The sequence below is a fragment of the Pseudomonas sp. NC02 genome (assembly GCF_002874965.1).
GTDB lineage: Bacteria > Pseudomonadota > Gammaproteobacteria > Pseudomonadales > Pseudomonadaceae > Aquipseudomonas.
On the sequence record NZ_CP025624.1, the window covers coordinates 160,983 to 182,502 of the forward strand.

Consider the following 21,520-nt stretch of genomic DNA (forward strand, 5'->3'; position numbering starts at 1 on the left):
GCTGGTCACTGCTCGCGTTTGCTCATGGGGATTCCAATAATGAAAAACCCTTATGCTCCCGCTTTCTGGTGCGTGTTCTTCGCACTGGTGTTGCTATCGGCGACTTACTTCTACGGCATCATGCTGGCCCATCAAATCGACAAGGCCATGGTGTTCCTCGACAGCGCCAGCGCGCTGATCGCGGTGCTGTCCATCGGCGTGGTGGCCTGGGCCTCCTACCAGGGCCAGCGAATCAAGCGAAGACTGCTCGAACAAGGCAAGACCCGCGTGGCGATCTGGGATACCAAGGTTGCCCTGCGCCGGGTCGAGACGGTGTTCGACCGCTACTTCTGGGGCAGCTACTGGCAGCCGGGGCGCACCTTCCAGGAAGTCATGGGCGAACTGACCGGCACACCGCTGGAAAAAAGCCTCGAAGCCCTGAAAAAACAATGTGTGATGCTTGATCGGCAAGTCGCCGACGGACGGCATTGGCTGAATAACGCCCGGGAATTATCCGATGTGGCCACTGCGATGGCGCGAGAGCGTTACCAGCTGGATTTTTATGATCCCAAGTCGGATACGCCGGGCAATGCGGTGATTCACCGTGAGTTTGAGGTGCTGGTGTATACGTGGACGGCGCGCCTGAAAAGCTTCGACCATCAACTCGATGAGATCGAAACCGAGTATTCCTGAAATCTGTGGTGTCTGTACTGACGCCTTCGCGAGCAAGCCCGCTCCCACATTCGATCGAGTTCCATCTTTGGAATGCAGTCGAATGTGGGAGCGGGCTTGCTCGCGAAGGCACTTTACCGTTCAGCGCTGAAGTCTGCGCCTATTGAAAAATTGGGCTGCATACGCCAGCCAATGCTAATCTTCCCCGGATTTCGGCGGGCTTGAGCCGACACCCTTCGGGGTTCAGGGAAGACAGCCCACTTCACAGGATTTGATCAGGTCACTACATGAATAAGCCAGCAGTCGTTCTCTTGGGTATCGTCGTCGCCATTGGTGCAATCAGCGCAGGCGGTGCCTGGTACACCGGCAAGCAACTGGAGCCGGTGCTGCAAACCGCCATCCAGGACGCCAACAAGGAACTGCAGACCTCCATGGCCGGTGTCGACGGCACTGTGACCCTCGAACTGGTCTCCCTCGACCGTCAGCTGTTCAGCAGCACCGCCCACTATCGCCTCAAGGCCCAGGGCGCGGTGTTCGGCGAAAATCATCAGGACACCGAACTGCTGTTCGTCGACCATATCGAACACGGCCCGTTGCCGTTCTCGCGCCTGGTGTCGCTGAAGTGGCTGCCGGTCATGGCCACCAGTCACTACGAACTCGAGAAAAACCCCACCACCGAAAAATGGTTCGCTGCCAGCAAGGACGTGTCGCCCCTCAAAGGCGTGGCCAACATCGGTTATGACCGCTCGGTGACCGGCAACGTTGAACTGCTGCCCCTGGAACTCAAGGACGACAAGTCGGCCGTGAGCTTCTCCGGCGCCAACCTCGACTTCGACTCCACCGCCGAAGGCAAGAAGGTCAAGGCCAGCGGCTACATGGACAGCCTCAAGGTCTCGGTCATCGATGCCAACAACGCCAAGCTGGATGCGGAGCTGAGCGGCCTGACCATCGCCAGCAACCTGGAAAAAACCACCTTCGGTTTCTACACCGGGCAAAACACCGTCGAGCTGACCAACACCAAGGTCACCTTCGGCCCGCAGCAAGCAGTGCTGACTCTCAAGAACTTTGAGCAGAAAGACAGCAGCGAAACCAAGGACAACAACCTGGCCGGCCGCGTCGACTACAAGATCGACGAGATCGGTTACCAGGGCAAGCCAGTGGGTTCGGCGGCCATGGCCGTCAGCATGAAGAACGTCGACATCCCGTCGATGCTGGTACTGACCAAGCTCTACCAGGAAAAAGTACAGCCGGCCCAGGCCGCTGCCGCTGCTGGCCAGCCCGTGCCTGAGTTGCAACTGACCGAAGCCGAGCAGACCCTGGCCCAGGCCAACGTCGACCAACTGCTGGCTGCCAAGCCGCAAGTGGCGGTAGAAAACCTGTCGCTGAAAACCACCAATGGCGAGAGCCGCTTCAACCTGGTGGCGGACTTCGCCAAGCCGTCGAGCATGGACCTGCCGCCGGTTGAACTGGGCAAGCAAATCGTTGCGCTGCTGGACGCCAACCTGACCCTGTCCAAGCCGATGATCCAGGACGTTGCCGGCCTGCAGGCGCAGATCGGTGGTGTGACCGACCCGAAAGCCATCGAGCAGCAATCCCAGATGGCCAGCGAGATGATCAGCGGCATGGCCGTGGGTACTCAACTGGCGACCCTGGTGGGTACCGATATCGTGTCCAAGCTGCACTACGCCAACAATGAAGTGACCTTCAACGGCCAGAAAATGACCGTCGAGCAATTCATTGGTTTTGTGCTGGGCAAGTTCGGCGCGGTCAGCGGCGCTCAATAAGATTCGGCTCAAAGTGATGTAGGCCAATTCTGAACAATTGTTCTGAATTGGCCTTTTTTGTACCCCCCTCAAGGATATTGCGCCCCGGGAAAGCTTGGCCGCGTCATCAGATGCCGGCCGCCTGGAGTGTCGTGCAGGTGAACTTATCGCTACAGCTTTCCCTGGTGAGGAAGCTGACGACATGTCGCGTAATATTCATCCGTTTATCCGCCTGGCCCTGTGCAGCCAACTGCTCTGGCCCGTCGTGGCATCGGCCGATGCGGCCTATGATTCGCTGATCAACCAGGCCCGCAGTGGCAACTATGGTCCGGCCCTCAACCTGTTGCGCCAAATGCCCGCCGAGCGCCAGACGCCGGGGCAGGTCAGCGATCACCTGTTGATTGCCAGCTGGGCGCGCCAGGACGCCGAGGTGCTGACGGTCTACGAGGCCCAGGGCCGCTCACGCACCCTCACCACCCAGGCGCTGGCCACCGTCGCCCGCACCTATCGCAACCAGCAGCGTTGGGAACCGGCGATTGCCGTGTATCGCCAGGCGTTGCTGCGCGAGCCGAATAACCCGGACTTGCAACTCGGCCTGGCCCTGACCCAGGCGGACGCCGGCCAGACCGCTGAAGCGATGCAGCGCACCCGCGCCCTGGTGGCCGCCAAGCCCGACGACGCCGACCGCCGCATGGCCCTGGGTTACGCACTGACCCGTGCCGGCTCTACCTATGACGCGCTGTTCGAATTCGACCAGGCGTTCATGCGTGCCGGCAACAAACCTGAAGTCGTCCGCGAATACATCGTCGCCCTGCAACGTGCGCGCCTGCCGGAACCGGCCCTGCGCCTCGCTGCCCGGCGCCCTGGCCTGTTGGACCCGGTCACCCAACGCCGCCTCGAAGGCGACCTGGCCGCCGAGCGCGTGCGCATGGCCGAGTTCGCGACCCGCAGTGAAAAAGAGCGCTACGTCATCGCCGACCGTGCCCTCAAGGATTACGACCAACTGCTCACCACCTGGACACCGGATGCCAACGCCCATGACGACGTGGTGCGCTGGCGCATCGACCGTCTGGGCGCGCTGAAAGCCCGGGCGCGCACCGCCGAGGTGATCCGCGACTACGAAGTGCTGAAGGGCGAAGGCGTGCAACTGCCGACCTACGCCCTGCGCTGGGTCGCTGCCGCCTACCTCGACCAGCGCCAGCCGGAAAAGGCCGCGCCGCTGTATCGCCAGGCCCTGGCGGCAAGCGATGCGGACGCCGGCGATCACGTCGAAGACAGCACCGCGCTGTTCTACGCCCTGCTCGAAAACGATCAAGTGGTGGAAGCTCGCGAAGTCGCCGACAACCTGGCGAGCACCCAGAAACCCCGGGTCGAGCTCAAGGGCTTGCCCATCGGCAACCCCAACGACGCCTGGATGGACGCCCAACAATTGGCCGCCCAGGCCGGCACCTATGGCGCCGACCTGCCCGCCAGCGAAAAAGGCCTGGAAGCCCTGGTGCAACAGGCCCCGGGCAATATCGGCCTGCGCCTGGCCCAGGCCGATATGTACCGTGCCCGCGACTGGCCACGGCGCGCCGAAAACACCCTCAAGGAAACCGAAGCCCAGGCCCCGCGCGACATCGGCCTGGAGGTTTCCCAAGGCCACACTGCCCTCGATCTGCAGGAATGGCGTCAGCTCGATGCACTCACCGATGACGTGGTCGACCGCGCCCCGGACAACCGCCAGGTACAGCGCCTCAGCCGCCTGCGGGATGTGCACGACATGGCCGAATTGCGCGTCGAGGCCTACACCGGCAAAAGCAACGGCGGCGGCGATAACGGCGCGGGCGCGGTGTCCGGCAGCCGCGATTTCGGCATCGAAACCTTGCTCTACAGCCCGCCCATCGATGAAGACTGGCGCGTGTTTGGCGGGGCCGGCTACGCCACCGCCGATTTCGAAGAAGGCACCGGCCAACACCGTTGGCAGCGCCTCGGTGTAGAGCGGCGCACCCGCGACATGACCCTCGAAGCCGAGGTCTCCAACCACTCCTACGGCTTTGGCGACAAGCAGGGCGCACGCATCGCGATTGCCCGCGACATCAATGACCAATGGCAGTACGGCGGCAGTCTCGATTACCTCTCCGCGAGCACCCCGCTGCGGGCACTGAATGCCGACATTACTGCCAACGGCGGCAGCGGGTTTATCCGCTGGCGCGCCAACGAAAGCCGCGAATGGAAACTGGCCCTGAGCCCGTCCCACTTCAGCGACGGCAACAACCGCCTTGAAGCGCTGCTCACCGGTCGCCAGGGCGTGTACAGCTCGCCGGGGGTGCAAGTCGACCTGGGCCTGGAAGTCGGCACCAGCCGCAACACCAAGGAAGACACGCCGTACTTCAACCCGCGCTCGGACTTCAGCGTGCTGCCCACGGCCACCGTCAACCACGTGCTCTACCACCGCTACGAAACCCAGTGGAGCCAGCAGTTCCAGGTGGGGGCGGGCACCTACAGCCAGCGCGACTACGGTACCGGCGGCGTTGCACTGGTGGGCTACGGCCAGCGGTTTCGCTGGAACGACGTGCTCGAAACCGGCGCCAACCTCAGCTGGATCAGCCGACCTTATGACGGTGAGCGCGAAAGCGACCTGCGCCTGATCGTCGACCTCACCTACCGCTTCTAGAAGAGTCCGATCATGCCCGTCTTGTCCCGTTGCCTGTTGGCCCTGGGGTTAATGCTGAGCAGCGCTTGCGCCCAGCAACCCGCACCTTTCACTCCACCCGCCGAGCGGCTCAAGCCTGCCAGCGAAGCGGCGTGGCCGAAGAACCATTTCCTCGGTATCGCCTACCACGACATCGAGGACCGCGACCCCGATCAGGCCGTCGTGGCCGTGCGCACCGAACGTTTGATCGAGCAGTTGGCGTGGCTGCGGGAAAACGGCTACCAGCCCGTCACCGTCGACCAGATTTTGGCGGCCCGCAACGGCGGCCCGGAGTTGCCGGCGAAGGCGATCATGCTCAGTTTCGATGACGGCTACGCGAGCTTCTACACCCGTGTGATGCCGATCCTGCGCAGCTACAACTGGCACGCGCTGCTGGCGCCGGTGGGTTCGTGGGTGGATACGCCGCTGAACCAGCCGGTGGATTTCGCCGGTACACCTCGGCCGCGTTCGGACTTCCTGACCTGGCAGCAGGTGCGCGAAATCGCCCAGTCCGGCCTGGTGGAAATCGCCGCGCACACCGACGCCAACCACAAGGGCGTGCTGGCCAACCCACAAGGCAACCTGCAACCGGCCGCCACCACCCGACGCTTTGACCCGGCGACCCATCGCTACGAAACCGAAGCCCAGTTCCAGGCGCGGATGCGCACCGACGTGACGGCGATCTCCAACAAGATCCGCGCCGTCACCGGCAAGGCGCCGCGCGTGTGGGTGTGGCCTTACGGCGCTGCCGATGGCACCTCGCTGGCGGTGGTGGGCGAGCAGGGTTACCAGATGGCCCTGACCCTGGAAGACGGTCTCGACAGCCTCGGCAACCTGATGAGCAGCCCGCGCTTCCTGGTGGCCTCCGACCCGGACGGCGAACACTACGCCAACGCCATCGTCGCGACCCAGACTGAAGCCCCGCTGCGGGTGCTGCATGTGGACCTGGACAACGTCTACGACCCGGACCCGGAACAGCAGGTGCGCAACCTCGACAAACTGATCCAGCGTGTGGTCGACATGGGTGCCAGCACCGTGTTCCTGCAGGCTTTCGCCGACCCCAAGGGCGATGGCCTGGTGCGTTCGCTGTACTTCCCCAACCGCCATTTGCCGGTGCGCGCCGACCTGTTCAACCGCGTCACCTGGCAACTGCGCACCCGGGCCCACGTGAACGTATTTGCCTGGATGCCGGTGCTCAGTTTCGCCCTCGATTCGAAGCTGCCCCGCGTTACCCGTTGGGACCCGCAAACCGGCAAGGTCGCCATCGACCCGGACCAGTACCAGCGCCTGTCGCCGTTCGATCCGAAAGTGCGGCAGGTCATCGGTGAGATCTACGAAGACCTGGCGCGCACCAGTGCCATCGACGGCGTGCTGTTCCACGACGACGCGGTGCTGTCGGACTTCGAAGACGCCAGCCCGCTGGCGCTCAAGGCCTACGCCGCCAATGGCCTGCCGGACACCATCGAAGCCCTGCGCGCCGACCCTGCGGTGATGCACCGCTGGACGCGTTTCAAGAGCCGCTACCTGATCGACTTCACCCATGAGCTGACGGCCAAGGTCCGCAAGCTGCGCGGCCCGCAGGTGCAGACTGCACGCAATATCTTCGCCGAACCGATGCTCAACCCGGGCAGCGAAGCCTGGTTCGCGCAGAACCTCGACGACTTCCTCACCAGCTACGACTGGACTGCGCCGATGGCCATGCCGCTGATGGAAGGCCAGGACCTCAAGGGCTCCAACGCCTGGCTGGAAAAGCTCGTGGCCACCGTCAAGGCCCGCCCCGGCGCGCTGCAACGCACAGTCTTCGAGTTGCAAGCCAAGGACTGGCGTACCTCGGCCGCCCCCGATCTGGACGGTGCACAAATGGCCGAGTGGATGGGCGTGCTCAAGCGTCAGGGCGTGACCAGTTTTGGCTACTACCCCGACAACTTCCTGGAGAATTCGCCGGATCTGAAAACCGTGCGTCCGGCCCTTTCCAACCAGTGGAATCCTTGACTCATGTTCGACAGAATCCTCGCGCTTATCGTCTTGTCATTGGTATTGGGTGTGCCCCTTGGGCTGATCTTTTTGGTCACCGGGCAGTTCCTGATGGACTTCGTCTTCTTCTATCCGCTGTTCATGTCCGGCTTGTGGATCGCTGGCGGCCTGTACTTCTGGCTGCACTGGGAGCGCCACTGGCCGTGGGCGGATGACACACCGGCGCCGGTACTCGCCGGCGAGCCACTGATCTCGATCCTGATCCCTTGCTACAACGAAGGCGACAACGCCGCCGAGACCATCGGTGCCGCGTTGGCCCAGCAATACCGTAACATCGAAGTGATCGCGATCAACGACGGCTCCAGCGACAACACCGCCGCCGTGCTCGATGCGCTGGCGCTGAAAGAGCCGCGCCTGCGGGTGCTGCACCTGGCGCAAAACCAGGGCAAGGCTGTGGCCTTGCGCATGGGCGCAGTGGCGGCGCGCAGCGAATACCTGGTGTGCATCGACGGCGATGCGTTGCTCTCGCCGAACACCGCGGCGTACCTGGTGGCGCCGATGCTCGACAACCCGCGCCTGGGGGCCGTCACTGGCAACCCGCGGATTCGCACGCGCTCCACCTTGATCGGCCGGGTGCAGGTGGGCGAGTTCTCTTCGATCATCGGCTTGATCAAGCGCACCCAGCGGGTCTTCGGGCGGATCTTCACCGTCTCCGGCGTGGTGGTGGCGTTTCGGCGGGCGGCCCTGGACCGGGTCGACTACTGGAGCACCGACATGATCACCGAAGACATCGACGTGAGCTGGAAGCTGCAACTGGACCACTGGAGCATCTTCTACGAGCCCCGCGCGCTGTGCTGGATCCTGATGCCGGAAACCCTCGGCGGCCTGTGGAAGCAACGCCTGCGCTGGGCCCAGGGCGGCGCTGAAGTGCTGTTCAAAAATATTCGTGGCATCTGGCAATGGCGCCATCGCTACCTGTGGCCGCTGCTGTTCGAATACTGCCTGTCCACCGGTTGGGCCTTCACCTTTTTGCTCTCGGTGATTTTCTGGGCCGTGGGCAAGGTGGTGACGCTGCCCGCCGCCATCGCCGTCGACTCGCTGATGCCGCCGGCCTTCACCGGCCTGCTGCTGGCGGTGGTGTGCCTGGTGCAGTTCGCGGTGAGCATCATGATCGACCGGCGCTATGAAAAGGGCCTGTGGAAAACCCTGTTCTGGACCGTCTGGTACCCGTTGGTGTTCTGGCTGGTGAGCCTGTTCACCACCCTGGTCAGCTTCCCCAAAGTGTTGTTCCGCCAACACCAGAAACGCGCGCGCTGGGTCAGCCCGGATCGCGGGATCAAAGCCCCCACTACGGATGTGCAGCCATGAACCTGATCCGAACCCAACAGCGCCCGGTGATGTGGGCCATCGACGTATTCCTGACCCTGCTGGCCTGGGCCGGGCTGATTATCCTGCTGGTGCGCGGGCTGGTGCCGATGCTCGACAGCCACGGCGGCCCGCGGATCGATGCGCCGATTTTCGCGGCGCTGGATACCTTGCAGATCTACCTGTGGATTGCCGTCTTCAACGCGATGGTACTGATCAGTTGGGCACGCTACCAGCAGCGACGTGGCAAGCACTTTGCCCAGCGGCGCTCGGCGGCCAAGGCCTTGAGCGACCAGCATTTGAGCGACAGCTTCAGCCTGGGGGAAGGTGACCTGGAGCAACTGCGCCGCCCGGGTGTGCTGGTGATTCATAACGACCACGAAGGGGGTGTGCAGGAAGTGACAGCCCATGTGTCCCGGCATGTGGAGCGGCCAGGGTTGAAGTTGGTGGCGGGGCAGGAGCGGACCAAGGAGATTGGTTAACCGGGATATCGAAAAATGGGATCCAATTCACAAAATAACCGCGAACTTTTCTCATCTTTTGGCTACTAACCAGTCTTGATACCGCATTGATGGCCAAGTAATGGCAATTGTAAGCGCCACCATTGGAGGTGTATCAAAACTGTTACCGCTTGTCGGAATAAAAATTCCAATTGCAAGCAATTAAACGTTGCATGATTTATTTATTGTTAATAATCAGCAACTTATATGCCTGTTAAACATAACTTCCCACTAAGCCAGAATCTTGGCCCACCGGAAGTTCGATGTTAGTTTGCCGGCCCCCGCTTTTTCGACGGATCGAACATGTCTTTATTATTGCCACGGACTCGGCTGCTGCTGGGCGTTTGCCTGCTGACTTGCTTCGCACTCAATAGTGCGACGGCTGCGCCCACGCCTGGCGATCAGGACCTGATCCGCGACCGGCAAAACCGTCTGCTGGAAGAACAGCGCCGGCGCCTTGAAGACCTCAAGGAACTGCCCGGCAAAGAAGCCAAGCCCGAAGCGCCTGCCACCCCGGCCGACACCCGTTGCTTCCCGATCAAAGACATCGAACTCAAGGGTGCCGACAGCCTGCCTGCACCGGACCGCGAGCGCCTGCTCAAGCCGTATATCGGCCAGTGCCTGGGCGTCTCCCAGCTCAACCAAGTGCTCAAGTCGATCACCGACTACTACATCGACAAAGGCATGGTTACCAGCCGTGCTTACTTGCCGCAGCAGGACCTTTCCACCGGCCACCTCCAGGTGTTGGTGGTGGAAGGCAAGCTCGAAGGCTTGAAGGGCGCCGACGGCAGCAACCTGTCCCCGCGCGAGCTGGCCATGGCCTTCCCCGGCAAGGTCGGCGAGCAGCTCAACCTGCGGGAAATCGAGCAGTTGGTGGACCAGTTGAATCGCTTGCCGTCCAAGCAGGCGCAAATGGAACTGACCCCCGGCAGCCAGGTGGGCGGCAGTGAAGTGCAGGTCAAGAACGTCCCGCAAAAGCCCTGGCGCGCCAGCCTGTCGCGCAACAACGACGGGCAGAAAAGCACCGGCGAACAGCAGTGGGGCGCCGGCCTTGAGTGGGACAGCCCGCTGGGCCTGGCCGACCAGTTGGTGTTGCGCGGCGGCCACGATGCCGTCAGCGACCACCAGAAAACCTCGAAAAACAGCATGCTGTATTACAACGTGCCGTGGGGCTGGTGGAACTTCAGCTACACCTACAGCGAGAGTGATTACCGCACTTACGGCGTGACCGACGACTACAAATTCAAGCAGAACGGCGACAACGAAAACCATCAACTGCGCGCCGAGCGCGTGATCCATCGCGACGACGTCAGCAAGACCTCGGTCAACGTCGGCCTGGCCCATTTGCGCACCAACAACTACATCAACGACGCTCACCTCGAAACCAGCAGCAACCGCCTCAGCGAGCTGCAACTGGGCATCAACCACGGCCGCCGCATCGGCAATGCCTTCGTCAACCTCGACTTGGGCATGCAGAACGGCATCGGCGCCTTCGATGCCCAAGCTGAAAACGAGCGCGATCAGTACGGCAATCGCCTGCCCAACGCGCGCTACCGCAAATACACCGCCACCGTCAGCTACTTGCAGCCGTTCACGCTATGGGGTGAGTCGTTCAGTTTCTCCAGCCTGGCCACCGGCCAACGCAGTGAAGACATTCTGTTCAGCCCCCAACGCATGAGCCTCGGCGGCTCGGCCTCGGTGCGCGGTTTCAAAGACCAGCAGCTCACCGGCGACAGCGGCGGCTACTGGCGCAACGACGTGCGCTGGGCGCGCCCGGTGACCTGGGACTGGATGCGCCCGGCCTTTGCCGAATACGGCGCCAGCGTCGGCTACGACCAGGGTGTGATCAGCAATGGCCGCTACAACGACAACGTGCATGGCCGGGTCTCGAGCAACTCGTTGGAGCTGTTCGCCCGTGGCAAATACGTCAGCACCAGCGTGACCTTTGCCCATTCCCTGGAACGCCCGGCAGTGATGAGCGAGCGCGAAGCGCCGATCTACTTCCGCATGGATTTCTTCCTGTAATTCAACGCCCCGTTACATCGAGAATATGACAATGGATGTTCGCCACTTTGCCTTCCTGGCCCGCCAACCTTCTGCTGCGCTGAAACCGCGAGACTCGTTCTTCGGCCTGCCCAAGCGCGGTTTGGTGCTGATCCTGGCCAACGCGCTGTTCTGGCAGCCGCTGCTGGCCCAGGCCGAAGGCATTGTGGTCAGCGCGCCGGGCACCACCGTCGGCCAGGCCGGCAATGGCGTACCGGTGGTGAACATCGCCACCCCCAATGGCAGTGGCTTGTCCCATAACCAATTCAAGGACTACAACGTCGGCCCCAACGGCGTGATCCTCAACAACGCCAACGGCCCCATGACGAACACCCAGCTGGGTGGCTACATCGTCGGCAACCCCAACCTCAAGGGCGGCGCGGCCAGCGTCATCCTCAACGAAGTCAACGGCGGCAGCCCCAGCCAGTTGCGCGGCTACACCGAAGTGGCGGGCCAGTCGGCCAAGGTCATCGTCGCCAACCCGTACGGCGTCACGTGCAGCGGTTGCGGCTTTATCAACACCCCCAACGTGACCCTCACCACCGGCAAACCGGTGCTCGACGCCAGCGGCCAGTTGCAGCGCTACCAGGTTGACGGCGGCGCCGTGACCATTGACGGCGAAGGCTTGAATGCCAGCAACGTCGACCGCTTCGAAATCATCACCCGCTCGGCCAAGATCAATGCGCAGATCAACGCACGAGAATTGACCGTCATTGCCGGGCGTAACGACGTCGATGCCAAAAGCCTGAAAGCCACCGCGCGCGCCGATGACGGCAGCGCAAAGCCCGAGCTGGCCATCGATTCCTCGGCATTGGGCGGCATGTACGCCGGTGCGATCAAACTGGTGGGCACCGAGGCCGGCGTAGGGGTGAAACTCGACGGTACGCTGGCCGCCAGTGGCGGCGATATCCAGCTGGATGCCAACGGGCGCCTGAGCATGGCGCAGACGGCGACCACCGGTAACCTCAAGGTCACCGCGCAGAACGTGAACCTGACCGACAAGGTCTACGCCGCCGGCAATGTGCAGGTGAGCAGTGCTGAAGAACTGGTCAACCAGAAGAGCCTGGCCGCTGGCCAACGCATCGAACTCAACGCCACCACCGTCACCAACCCGGGCATCATCGAAGCAGGCGTGCAGGCCGATAACAGCCGCAATGCTACCGGCGATGTGGTGGTGAATACGCAAACCCTGAACACCAGCGGCAACGTCCTGGCCAGCCGCTCGCTGAGCGCCACGGCCACCCGGGAACTGAACAACCAGGGCGCAGTGATCCAGGGTAAAACCGTCACGCTGAACAGTGCCAGACTGACCAACCAGGGCGCCACCGCGCGGGTGTATGGCGAGCAAGCGCTGGCGATCAACGCGCCGGCCATCGTCAACCTCGGCGGGCTGATTCGCTTCGGTGCCGATCAGGCGGCAACGCTGCAAACCGATTCGCTGGATAACCGCCAGGGCCATATCCAGGTCGCGGGCGGCAGCTTGACGCTCAACAGCGGCACGCTGAATAACACCGGCGGGCAGATTGTCGCGGGCAACCTCGGTGTAACAGCGGACACAATCAACAACCAGAACGGTTTCCTGGTTGCCGACGCCGTGACGGTCAACGCCGCCCGCCTCGACAACAGTGCCAAGGGCTTGATCAGTGCCGAGAAAGGCGCGCTCAACCTCACCGTCACCAACACCTTCAACAACAGCCAGGGTCATGCCCAGGCTGGCACTGACTTGAACCTGCGCGCCGGTGACGTCGCCAACCAGGACGGCAAGCTGGTGGGTGGTCAACTCACCGCTACCCTCGGCAGCCTCAGCAACAACGACGCAGGTGTACTCAGCGCGGATGCCGGCAAGTTGACCTTGACCGTCGCCCAACAGTTGAACAACGCCAAAGGTCACTTGCAGGCCGCCCAGGGCGACATCGAACTGCACGCCGCGAGCCTGGATAACCAGGGCGGCGCCATCATCGGCAAGCAGTTGCTGCTGGATGCGCGAAGCGGGCAGATCGACAACCGCGCCGGGCGTATCGTCGGTGACCAACTGGACGTCCGCGCCGGCAGCCTCGACAACCGCAGTGCCGGGTTGCTGGCCGGTGGTGTGCCGGGTGTGAGCGTGGTGCTGAACGACCAATTGCTCAACACCCAGGGCCGTATTCAAAGTGAGGGTGACCTGCTGCTGACCGGCAAGCGCCTGGGCAACAGCGCCGGGATCCTGCTCGGCAAGGCCCTCACTGTCACCGCGCAAGACCTCGACAACAGCAGCAAGGGCGCGCTGGTCAGCAATGACGGCGACATCACCCTCAACATCAGCAACCTGCTGACCAACACCAACGGCGTGATCGACGCCGCCGAACGCAGTGTGCTGGTCAAGGCCTTGACCACCCTCGACAACCAGGGCGGCACCTTGCGGGGCAAGCGCCTGGATATCGCGGCGCAAACCCTCGACAACGACCAGGGCCAACTCCTGGCCGGCAATCAGGGCGTGAGCTACCGCGGCCAGGACCTGAGCAATCGCCAGGGCATGATCCTCAGCGGTGGTGCGGCGGTCGACCTGACGCTGGGCACCTTGAACAACCAGGGCGGCACCGTGCAAGGCGACAGCTTGACGGTGACAGCCGACAGCGTCGACAACAGCCAAGACGGTACCAAGGCCGGCGCGTTGACCGCCTTGAAGAGCGACCTGCAACTGACGGTCGAGGCCTTGACCAACCGGGGCGGCAAACTGTTCGGCAAGGAGCACGTCACCGTCTCCGGCGCCACCCTGGACAACAGCGCCAACGGCCAGATCAGCGGCAATCAGCTCAGCCTGACCTCGCGTACCCAACTGACCAACCAAGGCGGCCTGATTGAGTCCAACCAGGGCCTGACCTTCAATGGCGGCAACCTCGACAACAGCGCGGGCGGCCAACTGCGGGCGATGGAAGGCGCCAGCAGCACGCTGACGGTCACCGACCAACTGAATAACCAGAACGGCATTCTTGAATTCGGCAGCCAGGCCTTCAGCCTCAGCGCCGGGCATCTGAATAACCAGGCCGGGCAACTGCAGCATGCTGGCACCGGCGTGTTCAGCCTCAATACCAGCAGCCTCAGCGGCAGCCAGGGCAGCATCAATGGCCTGGGCACCGCCGACTGGTCGTTCGGCCGGGTCGATGGCCTCGGCCGTGTGCAACTCAATGAAGCCTTGCACTACACCAGCACCCAGGGCCTGAGCCTCAAGGCCGGCGACCGCCTGGCCAGCGCCAAGGGTCTGACCCTGGATATCGCCAGCCTGGATAACGCGGGCGAGTTGCTCAGCGACGGTGACCTGAGTGTCAACCTGACCGGCGACATGACCAACAGTGGCCGCCTTTCGGCCCAGCAAAAACTGAGCGTGGTCGCCAACAACCTCAGCCAGAACGGCGGGCGTTTGGCCGGCGGCACCACCACCCGCATCACCCTGGGCGGTACGCTGGATAACCTCGGCTACCTCACCGCACGCCAGCAACTCGACATTGCCGCCGCACACATCAACAACCGCGGCACCCTCGGTTCACAAGGCAACGTCAACCTCAGCGCCAGCAATGGCATCAGCAATAGCGCGGACACGCTGCTGTTCAGCGGCGGCGATCTGACCCTGCGCGGGAACAGCTTCAGCAACCTGTACGGCGACGTCTACAGCAAGGGCAACCTGAGTTTCGCGGCGCTCGATGGCGGCATGGCGGCGGGCTTCAGCAACCTTTCCGGTACGGTTGAAAGCGAAGGCAATATCGGCATCAGTGCGCGGAATGTGGAAAACGCCAAGGCTGAATTCGAGTTGGGCCAGACCATCACCACCGGCAGCCTCAATTGGCAGTGCGGCCAGCACTGCGGCGGGCACGACTCGTTCAAGCGCGGTCAAATCACCATCAACCAGACCTACCTTGAATCCGCGATCAAGGACTCGGCCTCTGCGCGCCTGGTGGCGGGCAAAGACCTGCTGATCCAGGGCGACAACGTCCAGAACCGCTATAGCCTGCTGGCGGCGAATGGCAACCTGAGCATCACCGCCAACGACCTGCTCAACCAGGGCGCCGCGACTCGCACCGGGCAGAACACCATCGTCATCGGCACCCCGCAGCGCATCGACACCGATGAGTGGGACCGGATGGAATACATCGACGTACCCGCCTTCAACGCAGCAGTGGCAGCGGGTAATTTCGATGAAGCACGCTTTGAGGTGCTCAAGGCCCGGTCGAGCGACTGGCGTTTCTCCGAGCAAAGCAACGTCACCACCTGGACCGACAACGGCGGCCCAGGCTACACCGCGACGATACAGGCCGGTGGCGCGGTCAACCTCAACGTTGCGCGCACCCTGCAAAATGGCACGTTGCACACCAACACCCTGGAGCAACTGACCGGCACCCTCGGTGACGACCAGACCGGCATCCCCGTCGGCGGCATCAACATCAACCTGAGCAAGCACGTCAACGACGCCACCGCCCAGGCGCCGAGCAGCGTATTGCCGGTGACCAGCATCGCGCCCGACGGCCGCTACGTACCCGTGGACTACACCGGCGAGTCCTTCACCCCGGTCGACCCCACCACCGCGCCCGGCTTCCAGTTGCCCAAGGGCGACTACGGCCTGTTCATCAAAAACGCCGACCCCACCAGTCACTACCTGATCGAGACCAACCCGAACCTCACCACTGTGGCGGGCTTCTTCAGCTCCGACTACATGCTCGGCAAGCTCGGCTACAGCCCCGACAACGCCTGGCGTCGCCTGGGTGACGGGCAATACGAGTCACGGCTGATCCGCGATGCGGTGCTGGCGCAAACCGGGCAACGCTTCCTCGCCGGTGGCCTGACCAGCGACTACGACCAGTTCCGCTACCTGATGGACAACGCCCTGGCCAGCAAGGACGCCTTGCGCCTGAGCGTCGGCGTATCCCTCACTGACCAGCAAGTCGGCGCCCTGACCCACGACATCGTGTGGATGGAAAACCGCGTGGTCGACGGCCAGACCGTGCTCGTGCCGGTGCTCTACCTGGCCCAGGCCGACTCCCGCAACGTGCGCGGCAACAGCCTGATCCAGGGCCGCGACCTCAACCTGATGACCGGCGGCGACCTGATCAACGTCGGCACCCTGCGCGCCAGCAACAACCTCTCAGTGGCCAGCAGCGGCAGCCTCTACACCGGCGGCCTGATCGAGGCCGGCAACAACCTCAGCCTGCTGGCCCAGGACAGCATCCGCAATTCCATGGCTGGCGAGATACGCGGCACCCAGGTCAGCCTCACCACCCTGAAGGGCGACATCACCAACGACAACACCGCCATCCAGGTGCGCCAGGGTGCCGGCATGCGCACCCTCACCGACAGCAGCGCCGGCACCATCACCGCCCGCGAAAACCTGGCCATCGACGCTGGCCGCGACCTCACCAACCACGGTGCACTCACCGCCGGCGGCGATGCCGACCTGAAAGCCGGGCGCGACCTCAACCTGATCGCCGTCAGCGACACCAGCGAGATCCACGCCTTCAGCGACGGCGGGCACAAATCCAGCATCACCACCGACGTGAAAAACCAAGCGGCCACGGTCACGGCCGGTGGCAACCTGAGCATGGTGGCGGGGCAAGACGTCAACATCATCGGCAGCAACGCCACCGCGGGTAAGGACCTGAACATTCAGGCCGGGCGCGATTTCAACGTGGCGTCTGTCAGCGATGTGCACAACGTCGAAGGCAAGGAAAAAGACGGCAAGAAACGCATTAAGACCGCGGATGAGCAGACCACGCAGTTAGCCAGTGTGCTGACGGCGGGCAGGGACTTTACGAGCCAGGCCGGGCGCGACACCACGCTGGTGGCGAGCAAGATCAGTGCGGGGAATGAGGCTTATCTGTATAGCGGGGATAAGTTGAATTTGCTGGCGGCGCAGAACAGTACTCATACGTTGTATGACATGAAGGAGAACGGTGGCTGGGGCGCGAAGAAAGAGCAGCGAGACGAAGTAACCCGCACCACGAACGTTGGGACCGAGATCAAGACTGGCGGCAACCTCACGTTGATCAGCGAAGGTGACCAGCGTTACCAGGTCGCGAAGCTTGATAGTGGTAATGACATCATTCTTAACAGTGGCGGGGCCATCGTCTTTGAAGGCGTCAAAGACCTTCATGACGAGAGCCATACCAAGAGCAAGGGTGACCTCGCTTGGTTCAGCGCCAAAGGTAAAGGCAACACTGACGAAACGCTGCGCCAGAGTGAAATGATCGCTCAAGGGCAGGTCGTTATCAAAGCTGTCGACGGATTGAAGATTGATGTCAGGCAGATCGATCAGCAAACCGTTAGTCAGACCATCGATACCATGGTCAAAGCCGATCCGAATCTGGCTTGGCTCAAGGATGCTGAAAAGCGCGGTGACGTGGACTGGCGCCAAGTCAAAGAGATCCACGATAGCTTCAAATACAGTAACTCCGGTTTAGGTGCGGGCTCGCAGATTGTAATAGCAATTCTGATGGCCGCATTTGTCGGGCCGTTGGCAATGACTGCGGCTGCAGGTGCTGGAGCAGGCGTCGCTGTCGCGGCAGGTGCGGGAGCCGTAGCGGCAGGCGCTGCGACCAATGCGACGGTTAGTGTCGTTAATAATCGTGGCAACTTAGGGGCGGTGTTCAAGGATGTCACCTCTTCGGATGCTTTGAAGGGGTATACGATTTCCGGTGTGACCGCTGGATTGACCGCAGCTTATTTTGATGGCTGGACCGGAACTCATACTGATCAGGCGACTAAGCAAATAACGGGGCCACAGCTCAACACATGGACTGGTGTAGGGCAGTTTGCCGCGAACCAGACATTGCAAGGCGGTACTTCAACGCTGTTGAGTAAAGCATTGGGGCAGGGCGGCAGTGGGAGTGAGGCGCTGAAAACTGCGCTATTCAATACCCTGGCAGCGGCCAGCTTCAATGCCGTCGGCGACTACACGAAAAAGTGGAACATCGAAAACGGTTCAATTCCCAAGATCGCGATTCATGCGATGGTCGGTGGCCTCTTGGCCGAAGCAACGGGTGGAGATTTCCGTACAGGCGCATTGGCAGCCGGCGCCAATGAGGCACTGGTCGTACAGCTTAACGACATCGTGAAGGGCGACAAGACATTGTTGTCCATGAGTTCTCAACTGGTCGGTGTTTTAGCTGCGGCCACACAAAAAGATGCAGATGCTAGCAAATTGGAGAAGGGTGGCTGGGTGGCGAAAAATGCCACGCAGTACAACCACCAGCTTCACAAGTCTCAAGCCGATGCGTTGGATGAACAGCGACGGTTCCATCCGGAAAAGGCTGATCGTTTGAATGCGGCGGCCTGCGCTTTGGTTAGTTGCGCAGAGTCGATCCCGACCAACGATGAAACCTATAAGGACTTCAAGGCACTTCAGGATCGCGGCGCCACTTTTAGTGAGGAGATCGCGTTACTTGAGGCGACCGGCCAGTTTGGTGGCCGTAGTTGGCAGGATTGGAGCGACGATACGCTCAATGCTCACGGCAAGGCGGTGCAGGTCGTTGGAGCAAGCAAAGACACTGCCCTTGGCCTAGTCGGAGGGGCTACTGCATATACCGGGATGGTGATGTCGTCACCCGCATGTGTTGGCGTTGTTACCTGTGCCTTACCCATCGGCTTAGGAGCGCTTGGCACCACCTCGATGGTGGGGGCATGGGATTCTGCTAGCCGGATTACGGCGGATTTTAAATCCAATGAGCCCGACCGAGTGCTAGCTTCTTTCTTTCCGGAAACCTTTCCAGGAGAGTCGAGCGTAACGTCTGACCTGGCATGGAGCACGGCGAAATCCGCAGCTCAGGCGGCTCTGTTTGGCGGCGCGAGTAAATACTTTAATGGTAAGTTAGCTGGAGAGCTTGCCAGTGGTGCAAAAGGGCTAGGTTCTGCTGGTACGGGCACGACGGCGGGTAGTAATGTTGCAAGTACGACGCCTAAAGTTGATGTTTTTTGGAATAAAACAACAGTTCTAGATAGGACTGTTTATCAACGTAACGACCTCTTTGACCCAGAGGCCCTATCGACCTGGAGAGTACGAGGTAAAACTGTTGAAGGCTCAAACCTTGAGAGGATGGCCTCGGGTCGAGCACCAATTGGGTATGATGGGAAATCAGTTGAGTTACATCATCTCTCGCAAACTGAAGTTAATGGATTCGCTGGTACTCGTGGTTCACTTGCAGAGGTTGGTTCTGTTTTCCATAGCCAGAATAGCAGTGTTCTTCATGTCCCATCCAATGCCGCTCAAAGCTTTAGGTATACTCGTTACAAAGACTCTGCAGAATACAGAAACCCTACGACTGACTATGTTTCAGTTCCTACGGATTTGAATGCAAAAACATTGACAAAGCAGGCTAAAGAGTTTAACTCTTATCAGTCGGATTATTGGAAGTTGCGGGCTCGGAGCGGGGAGTAATTAGGCGTGGATTATTCGAGAATAATTAATCTTATTAAAGAGTCGGATTACGTTGAGTTTGCTGATTATGGTGACGGGATTGCTGATGAGTGGATTTATAAAGCTGAAGCTCGTCTTGGGTTGAAGTTGCCTGATAGCTATAAATGGTGGCTGAAGTGTTATTCTGGCGGGGAAATATCTGGGGAGGAGATTTATAGTATCTACGAAATGGATTTTGATAGTGTAAGGGGGGGGGATATCGTTTATATGTCAATCGTTAACGGTCGAAATGGGTTGTGTGGGAAGGAGAGGCTATTTATCTGCGAACCGCCGGGTGCAGGGGAATCATTTTATTTTGCCACGGACGATGGTCTTAATGATGGAGAGTATCCTGTTTATAGGCTTGAACTTTCTGATCAAACTTCTAGTTTGTATGCGAAAAACTTTATCGATTTCTTAGAAAAAAGAATAATGTCTTTCAGTTGAATAACGATTCTGCGTTTAAAAAATGGTTGAGAAAGGCTCGGTGCAAAAGCGACAGGAGAATTAGCTAGTTCTGGTGGGAAACCCACTGTTGAGTTATTTGGTGGGAAGAATGCTCAAACTCCTGGTGCTATAAACGTGGATGTCCGAGCAGATATTCAGTCTGGTATTCGAGCGGACGCAACGAAACTTCCTTTCAAGGATAGTTCGGTGGGAGAGATTGTTGCTAGTAACCCATTCATTCCCAAGAGTGCAGGTGGTACTAACTCAATGATGGATTTTCTTCCGGAAGCTACTCGCGTGGTTGAGCCTGGTGGAAAGATATTTGTCAACGCAAATGCTGCGAACCCTTACGGAAAAATACCAAGTGCGTAAAGGGGACGGATTTATTTAAATATTTAAAAATCCAGATGAGTTGATTAAATAAATCCGTCCCCTTTGACCCAATGTGGTGAGTTTGAAAACGATTGATACCCGAGGTAAAGGGTGGTCTTATGACATGAGAACCCATATGGACACCTTGCAAAGTTCAAAAATTACCGTGGATGGCGTACCGGCAACGAAAATTTTGGACATCCGAGTTCAACCGGGCGGAATGGCTGACGCGAGCAAGCTTATAGAGTATGGAAAGCAACGTAATATTACTGTGATTATTAAAGAGTTCGGTGGCTAATCATATGGCTGAAATTGAAATTGTCTTTAGCGAGAGGCTACATGATGGCGCTTCAGTTGTATGGGGGCGGCTAATACAACAGCTCAAAAACTTTAATGAGGATACCGTCATTGATGGCTTTACCGGCAAGAAAATAGGGTTGGCGGACGTTTCGAATTACTTGGAGAAAAACAAGTGTCAGAGTTTTTTTATTGAGCTGGCAAACGGTTCTGTCGAGTTTTCGTATGTGGCAGATAAAGCGTTTTATCGGCTTGATATGAAACACCTGGCGAATTCGATTGAAGTTGCACAGACCTTGATTGAAGCTTTAATCGATGAGCCCGGCTTTGTTCAGGCTCGAATTTACGACGCCGAGTATGATCGATGGCAAAATGCCGAGAGTCTTACGCTCTTTGAAGTTGAGCGCGTCGAACACGCTCATCTGCCCAAGAAAAGTAATGGGCTGCCTTTTCCGCTGACCCAAGAGGTCGTAGATATATCAAAAAATCCTGGGCGTTGGGTTTTAAGAAACGGCTACATTGAGGCGGTTGGCGCTTTCATGTGGGTAAGCAAATCCTTGCTTCAGTTAGTGGGTGTCGACGAAAAGAAGTTAATGGATATCGACTGCTTTGCAGTAGAAGATTTGGGCGGCGTTTTGAAGATTGCTGCCTATAATCAGTGCTTCACTGCAGCCGTAGGGGCTCAGGCAGAGAGGCAGGACTTGCTGAGAGAAGTTTTGTTTAACGCGTGAATTAGAGCGAGAATCGGGCGCGGGAAATAGGGTTCAGGCCACGGTTTTCTAATTAAAGTATTAATAGTGGTCTGACCCCCTATTTCTCGGTCGATGATATAACAGCGTAAAGGGGGCGGATTTATTTAAATATTAAAAATTTCTTATGAGTTAATTAAATAAATCCGTCCCCTTTAACCAAATGCAAGTGGTATCTGTAATAAGTGTAGTGCAGGTTTGACGGGTAATAGTGACCTGAATGGGGTGGTTAAACAATTCAGTCAGCGCTATCCTACTCTTCTGCTAAG

The 21,520-nt window shown here is 59.9% G+C and carries 12 protein-coding genes; all 12 read left to right on the top strand.

The features are described 5' to 3' along the window. Positions 1-39: 39 nt before the first annotated feature. Positions 40-672, top strand: coding sequence for a hypothetical protein (locus C0058_RS00780; RefSeq protein ID WP_003218188.1), 633 nt, complete (start codon positions 40-42; stop codon positions 670-672). A 266-nt stretch (positions 673-938) separates the two neighbouring features. Further along, positions 939-2,435 carry a YdgA family protein gene (locus C0058_RS00785; RefSeq protein WP_023659325.1) on the top strand — a complete coding sequence of 499 codons (1,497 nt, stop codon included), beginning with the start codon at positions 939-941 and terminating at the stop codon, positions 2,433-2,435. A 181-nt stretch (positions 2,436-2,616) separates the two neighbouring features. Continuing rightward, entirely contained in the window at positions 2,617-5,070 is a 2,454-nt protein-coding gene (pgaA, locus tag C0058_RS00790) for a poly-beta-1,6 N-acetyl-D-glucosamine export porin PgaA (RefSeq protein WP_102367859.1), read from the top strand. A 12-nt stretch (positions 5,071-5,082) separates the two neighbouring features. Next, entirely contained in the window at positions 5,083-7,080 is a 1,998-nt protein-coding gene (gene pgaB, locus C0058_RS00795) for a poly-beta-1,6-N-acetyl-D-glucosamine N-deacetylase PgaB (RefSeq protein ID WP_102367860.1), read from the top strand. 3 nt (positions 7,081-7,083) lie between these two features. After that, positions 7,084-8,430: a poly-beta-1,6-N-acetyl-D-glucosamine synthase gene (gene pgaC, locus C0058_RS00800; RefSeq protein ID WP_003218180.1), complete on the top strand. Its 1,347-nt coding sequence runs from the start codon at positions 7,084-7,086 to the stop codon at positions 8,428-8,430. Continuing rightward, a complete protein-coding gene (pgaD, locus tag C0058_RS00805) occupies positions 8,427-8,909 on the top strand; it encodes a poly-beta-1,6-N-acetyl-D-glucosamine biosynthesis protein PgaD (RefSeq protein WP_102367861.1) in 483 nt (160 codons plus the stop codon). Before pgaC ends, pgaD begins: the two co-directional genes overlap by 4 nt. 321 nt (positions 8,910-9,230) lie before the next feature. Next, complete coding sequence (locus tag C0058_RS00810) at positions 9,231-10,952, top strand: ShlB/FhaC/HecB family hemolysin secretion/activation protein (protein ID WP_102367862.1); 1,722 nt, start codon at positions 9,231-9,233, stop codon at positions 10,950-10,952. 31 nt (positions 10,953-10,983) lie between these two features. Then, positions 10,984-19,368 (top strand): DUF637 domain-containing protein, encoded by an 8,385-nt coding sequence (locus tag C0058_RS00815; RefSeq protein ID WP_102367863.1) that lies wholly within the window; start codon positions 10,984-10,986, stop codon positions 19,366-19,368. 6 nt (positions 19,369-19,374) lie between these two features. Beyond that, on the top strand, positions 19,375-19,833 hold the full coding sequence (locus C0058_RS00820; protein WP_008433668.1) for an SMI1/KNR4 family protein: 459 nt from the start codon (positions 19,375-19,377) through the stop codon (positions 19,831-19,833). A 135-nt stretch (positions 19,834-19,968) separates the two neighbouring features. Further along, positions 19,969-20,205, top strand: a complete 237-nt coding sequence (locus C0058_RS00825; RefSeq protein WP_256579544.1) for a methyltransferase domain-containing protein — start codon at positions 19,969-19,971, stop codon at positions 20,203-20,205. Positions 20,206-20,341: 136 nt separating this feature from the next. Then, complete coding sequence (locus C0058_RS32515; RefSeq protein ID WP_008433669.1) at positions 20,342-20,503, top strand: hypothetical protein; 162 nt, start codon at positions 20,342-20,344, stop codon at positions 20,501-20,503. Between the two features lie 4 nt (positions 20,504-20,507). Next, positions 20,508-21,233: a hypothetical protein gene (locus C0058_RS00830; RefSeq protein ID WP_008433670.1), complete on the top strand. Its 726-nt coding sequence runs from the start codon at positions 20,508-20,510 to the stop codon at positions 21,231-21,233. Positions 21,234-21,520 lie beyond the last annotated feature (287 nt).

Bases quoted from the DNA above. Each gene is read 5' to 3' on its own strand.
- pgaB (WP_102367860.1), top strand. From the start codon at position 5,083: ATGCCCGTCTTGTCCCGTTGCCTGTTGGCCCTGGGGTTAATGCTGAGC.
- pgaD (WP_102367861.1), top strand. From the start codon at position 8,427: ATGAACCTGATCCGAACCCAACAGCGCCCGGTGATGTGGGCCATCGAC.
- C0058_RS00810 (WP_102367862.1), top strand. From the start codon at position 9,231: ATGTCTTTATTATTGCCACGGACTCGGCTGCTGCTGGGCGTTTGCCTG.
- C0058_RS00830 (WP_008433670.1), top strand. From the start codon at position 20,508: ATGGCTGAAATTGAAATTGTCTTTAGCGAGAGGCTACATGATGGCGCT.
- C0058_RS00815 (WP_102367863.1), top strand. From the start codon at position 10,984: ATGGATGTTCGCCACTTTGCCTTCCTGGCCCGCCAACCTTCTGCTGCG.
- C0058_RS32515 (WP_008433669.1), top strand. From the start codon at position 20,342: ATGGACACCTTGCAAAGTTCAAAAATTACCGTGGATGGCGTACCGGCA.
- C0058_RS00785 (WP_023659325.1), top strand. From the start codon at position 939: ATGAATAAGCCAGCAGTCGTTCTCTTGGGTATCGTCGTCGCCATTGGT.
- pgaC (WP_003218180.1), top strand. From the start codon at position 7,084: ATGTTCGACAGAATCCTCGCGCTTATCGTCTTGTCATTGGTATTGGGT.
- C0058_RS00780 (WP_003218188.1), top strand. From the start codon at position 40: ATGAAAAACCCTTATGCTCCCGCTTTCTGGTGCGTGTTCTTCGCACTG.
- pgaA (WP_102367859.1), top strand. From the start codon at position 2,617: ATGTCGCGTAATATTCATCCGTTTATCCGCCTGGCCCTGTGCAGCCAA.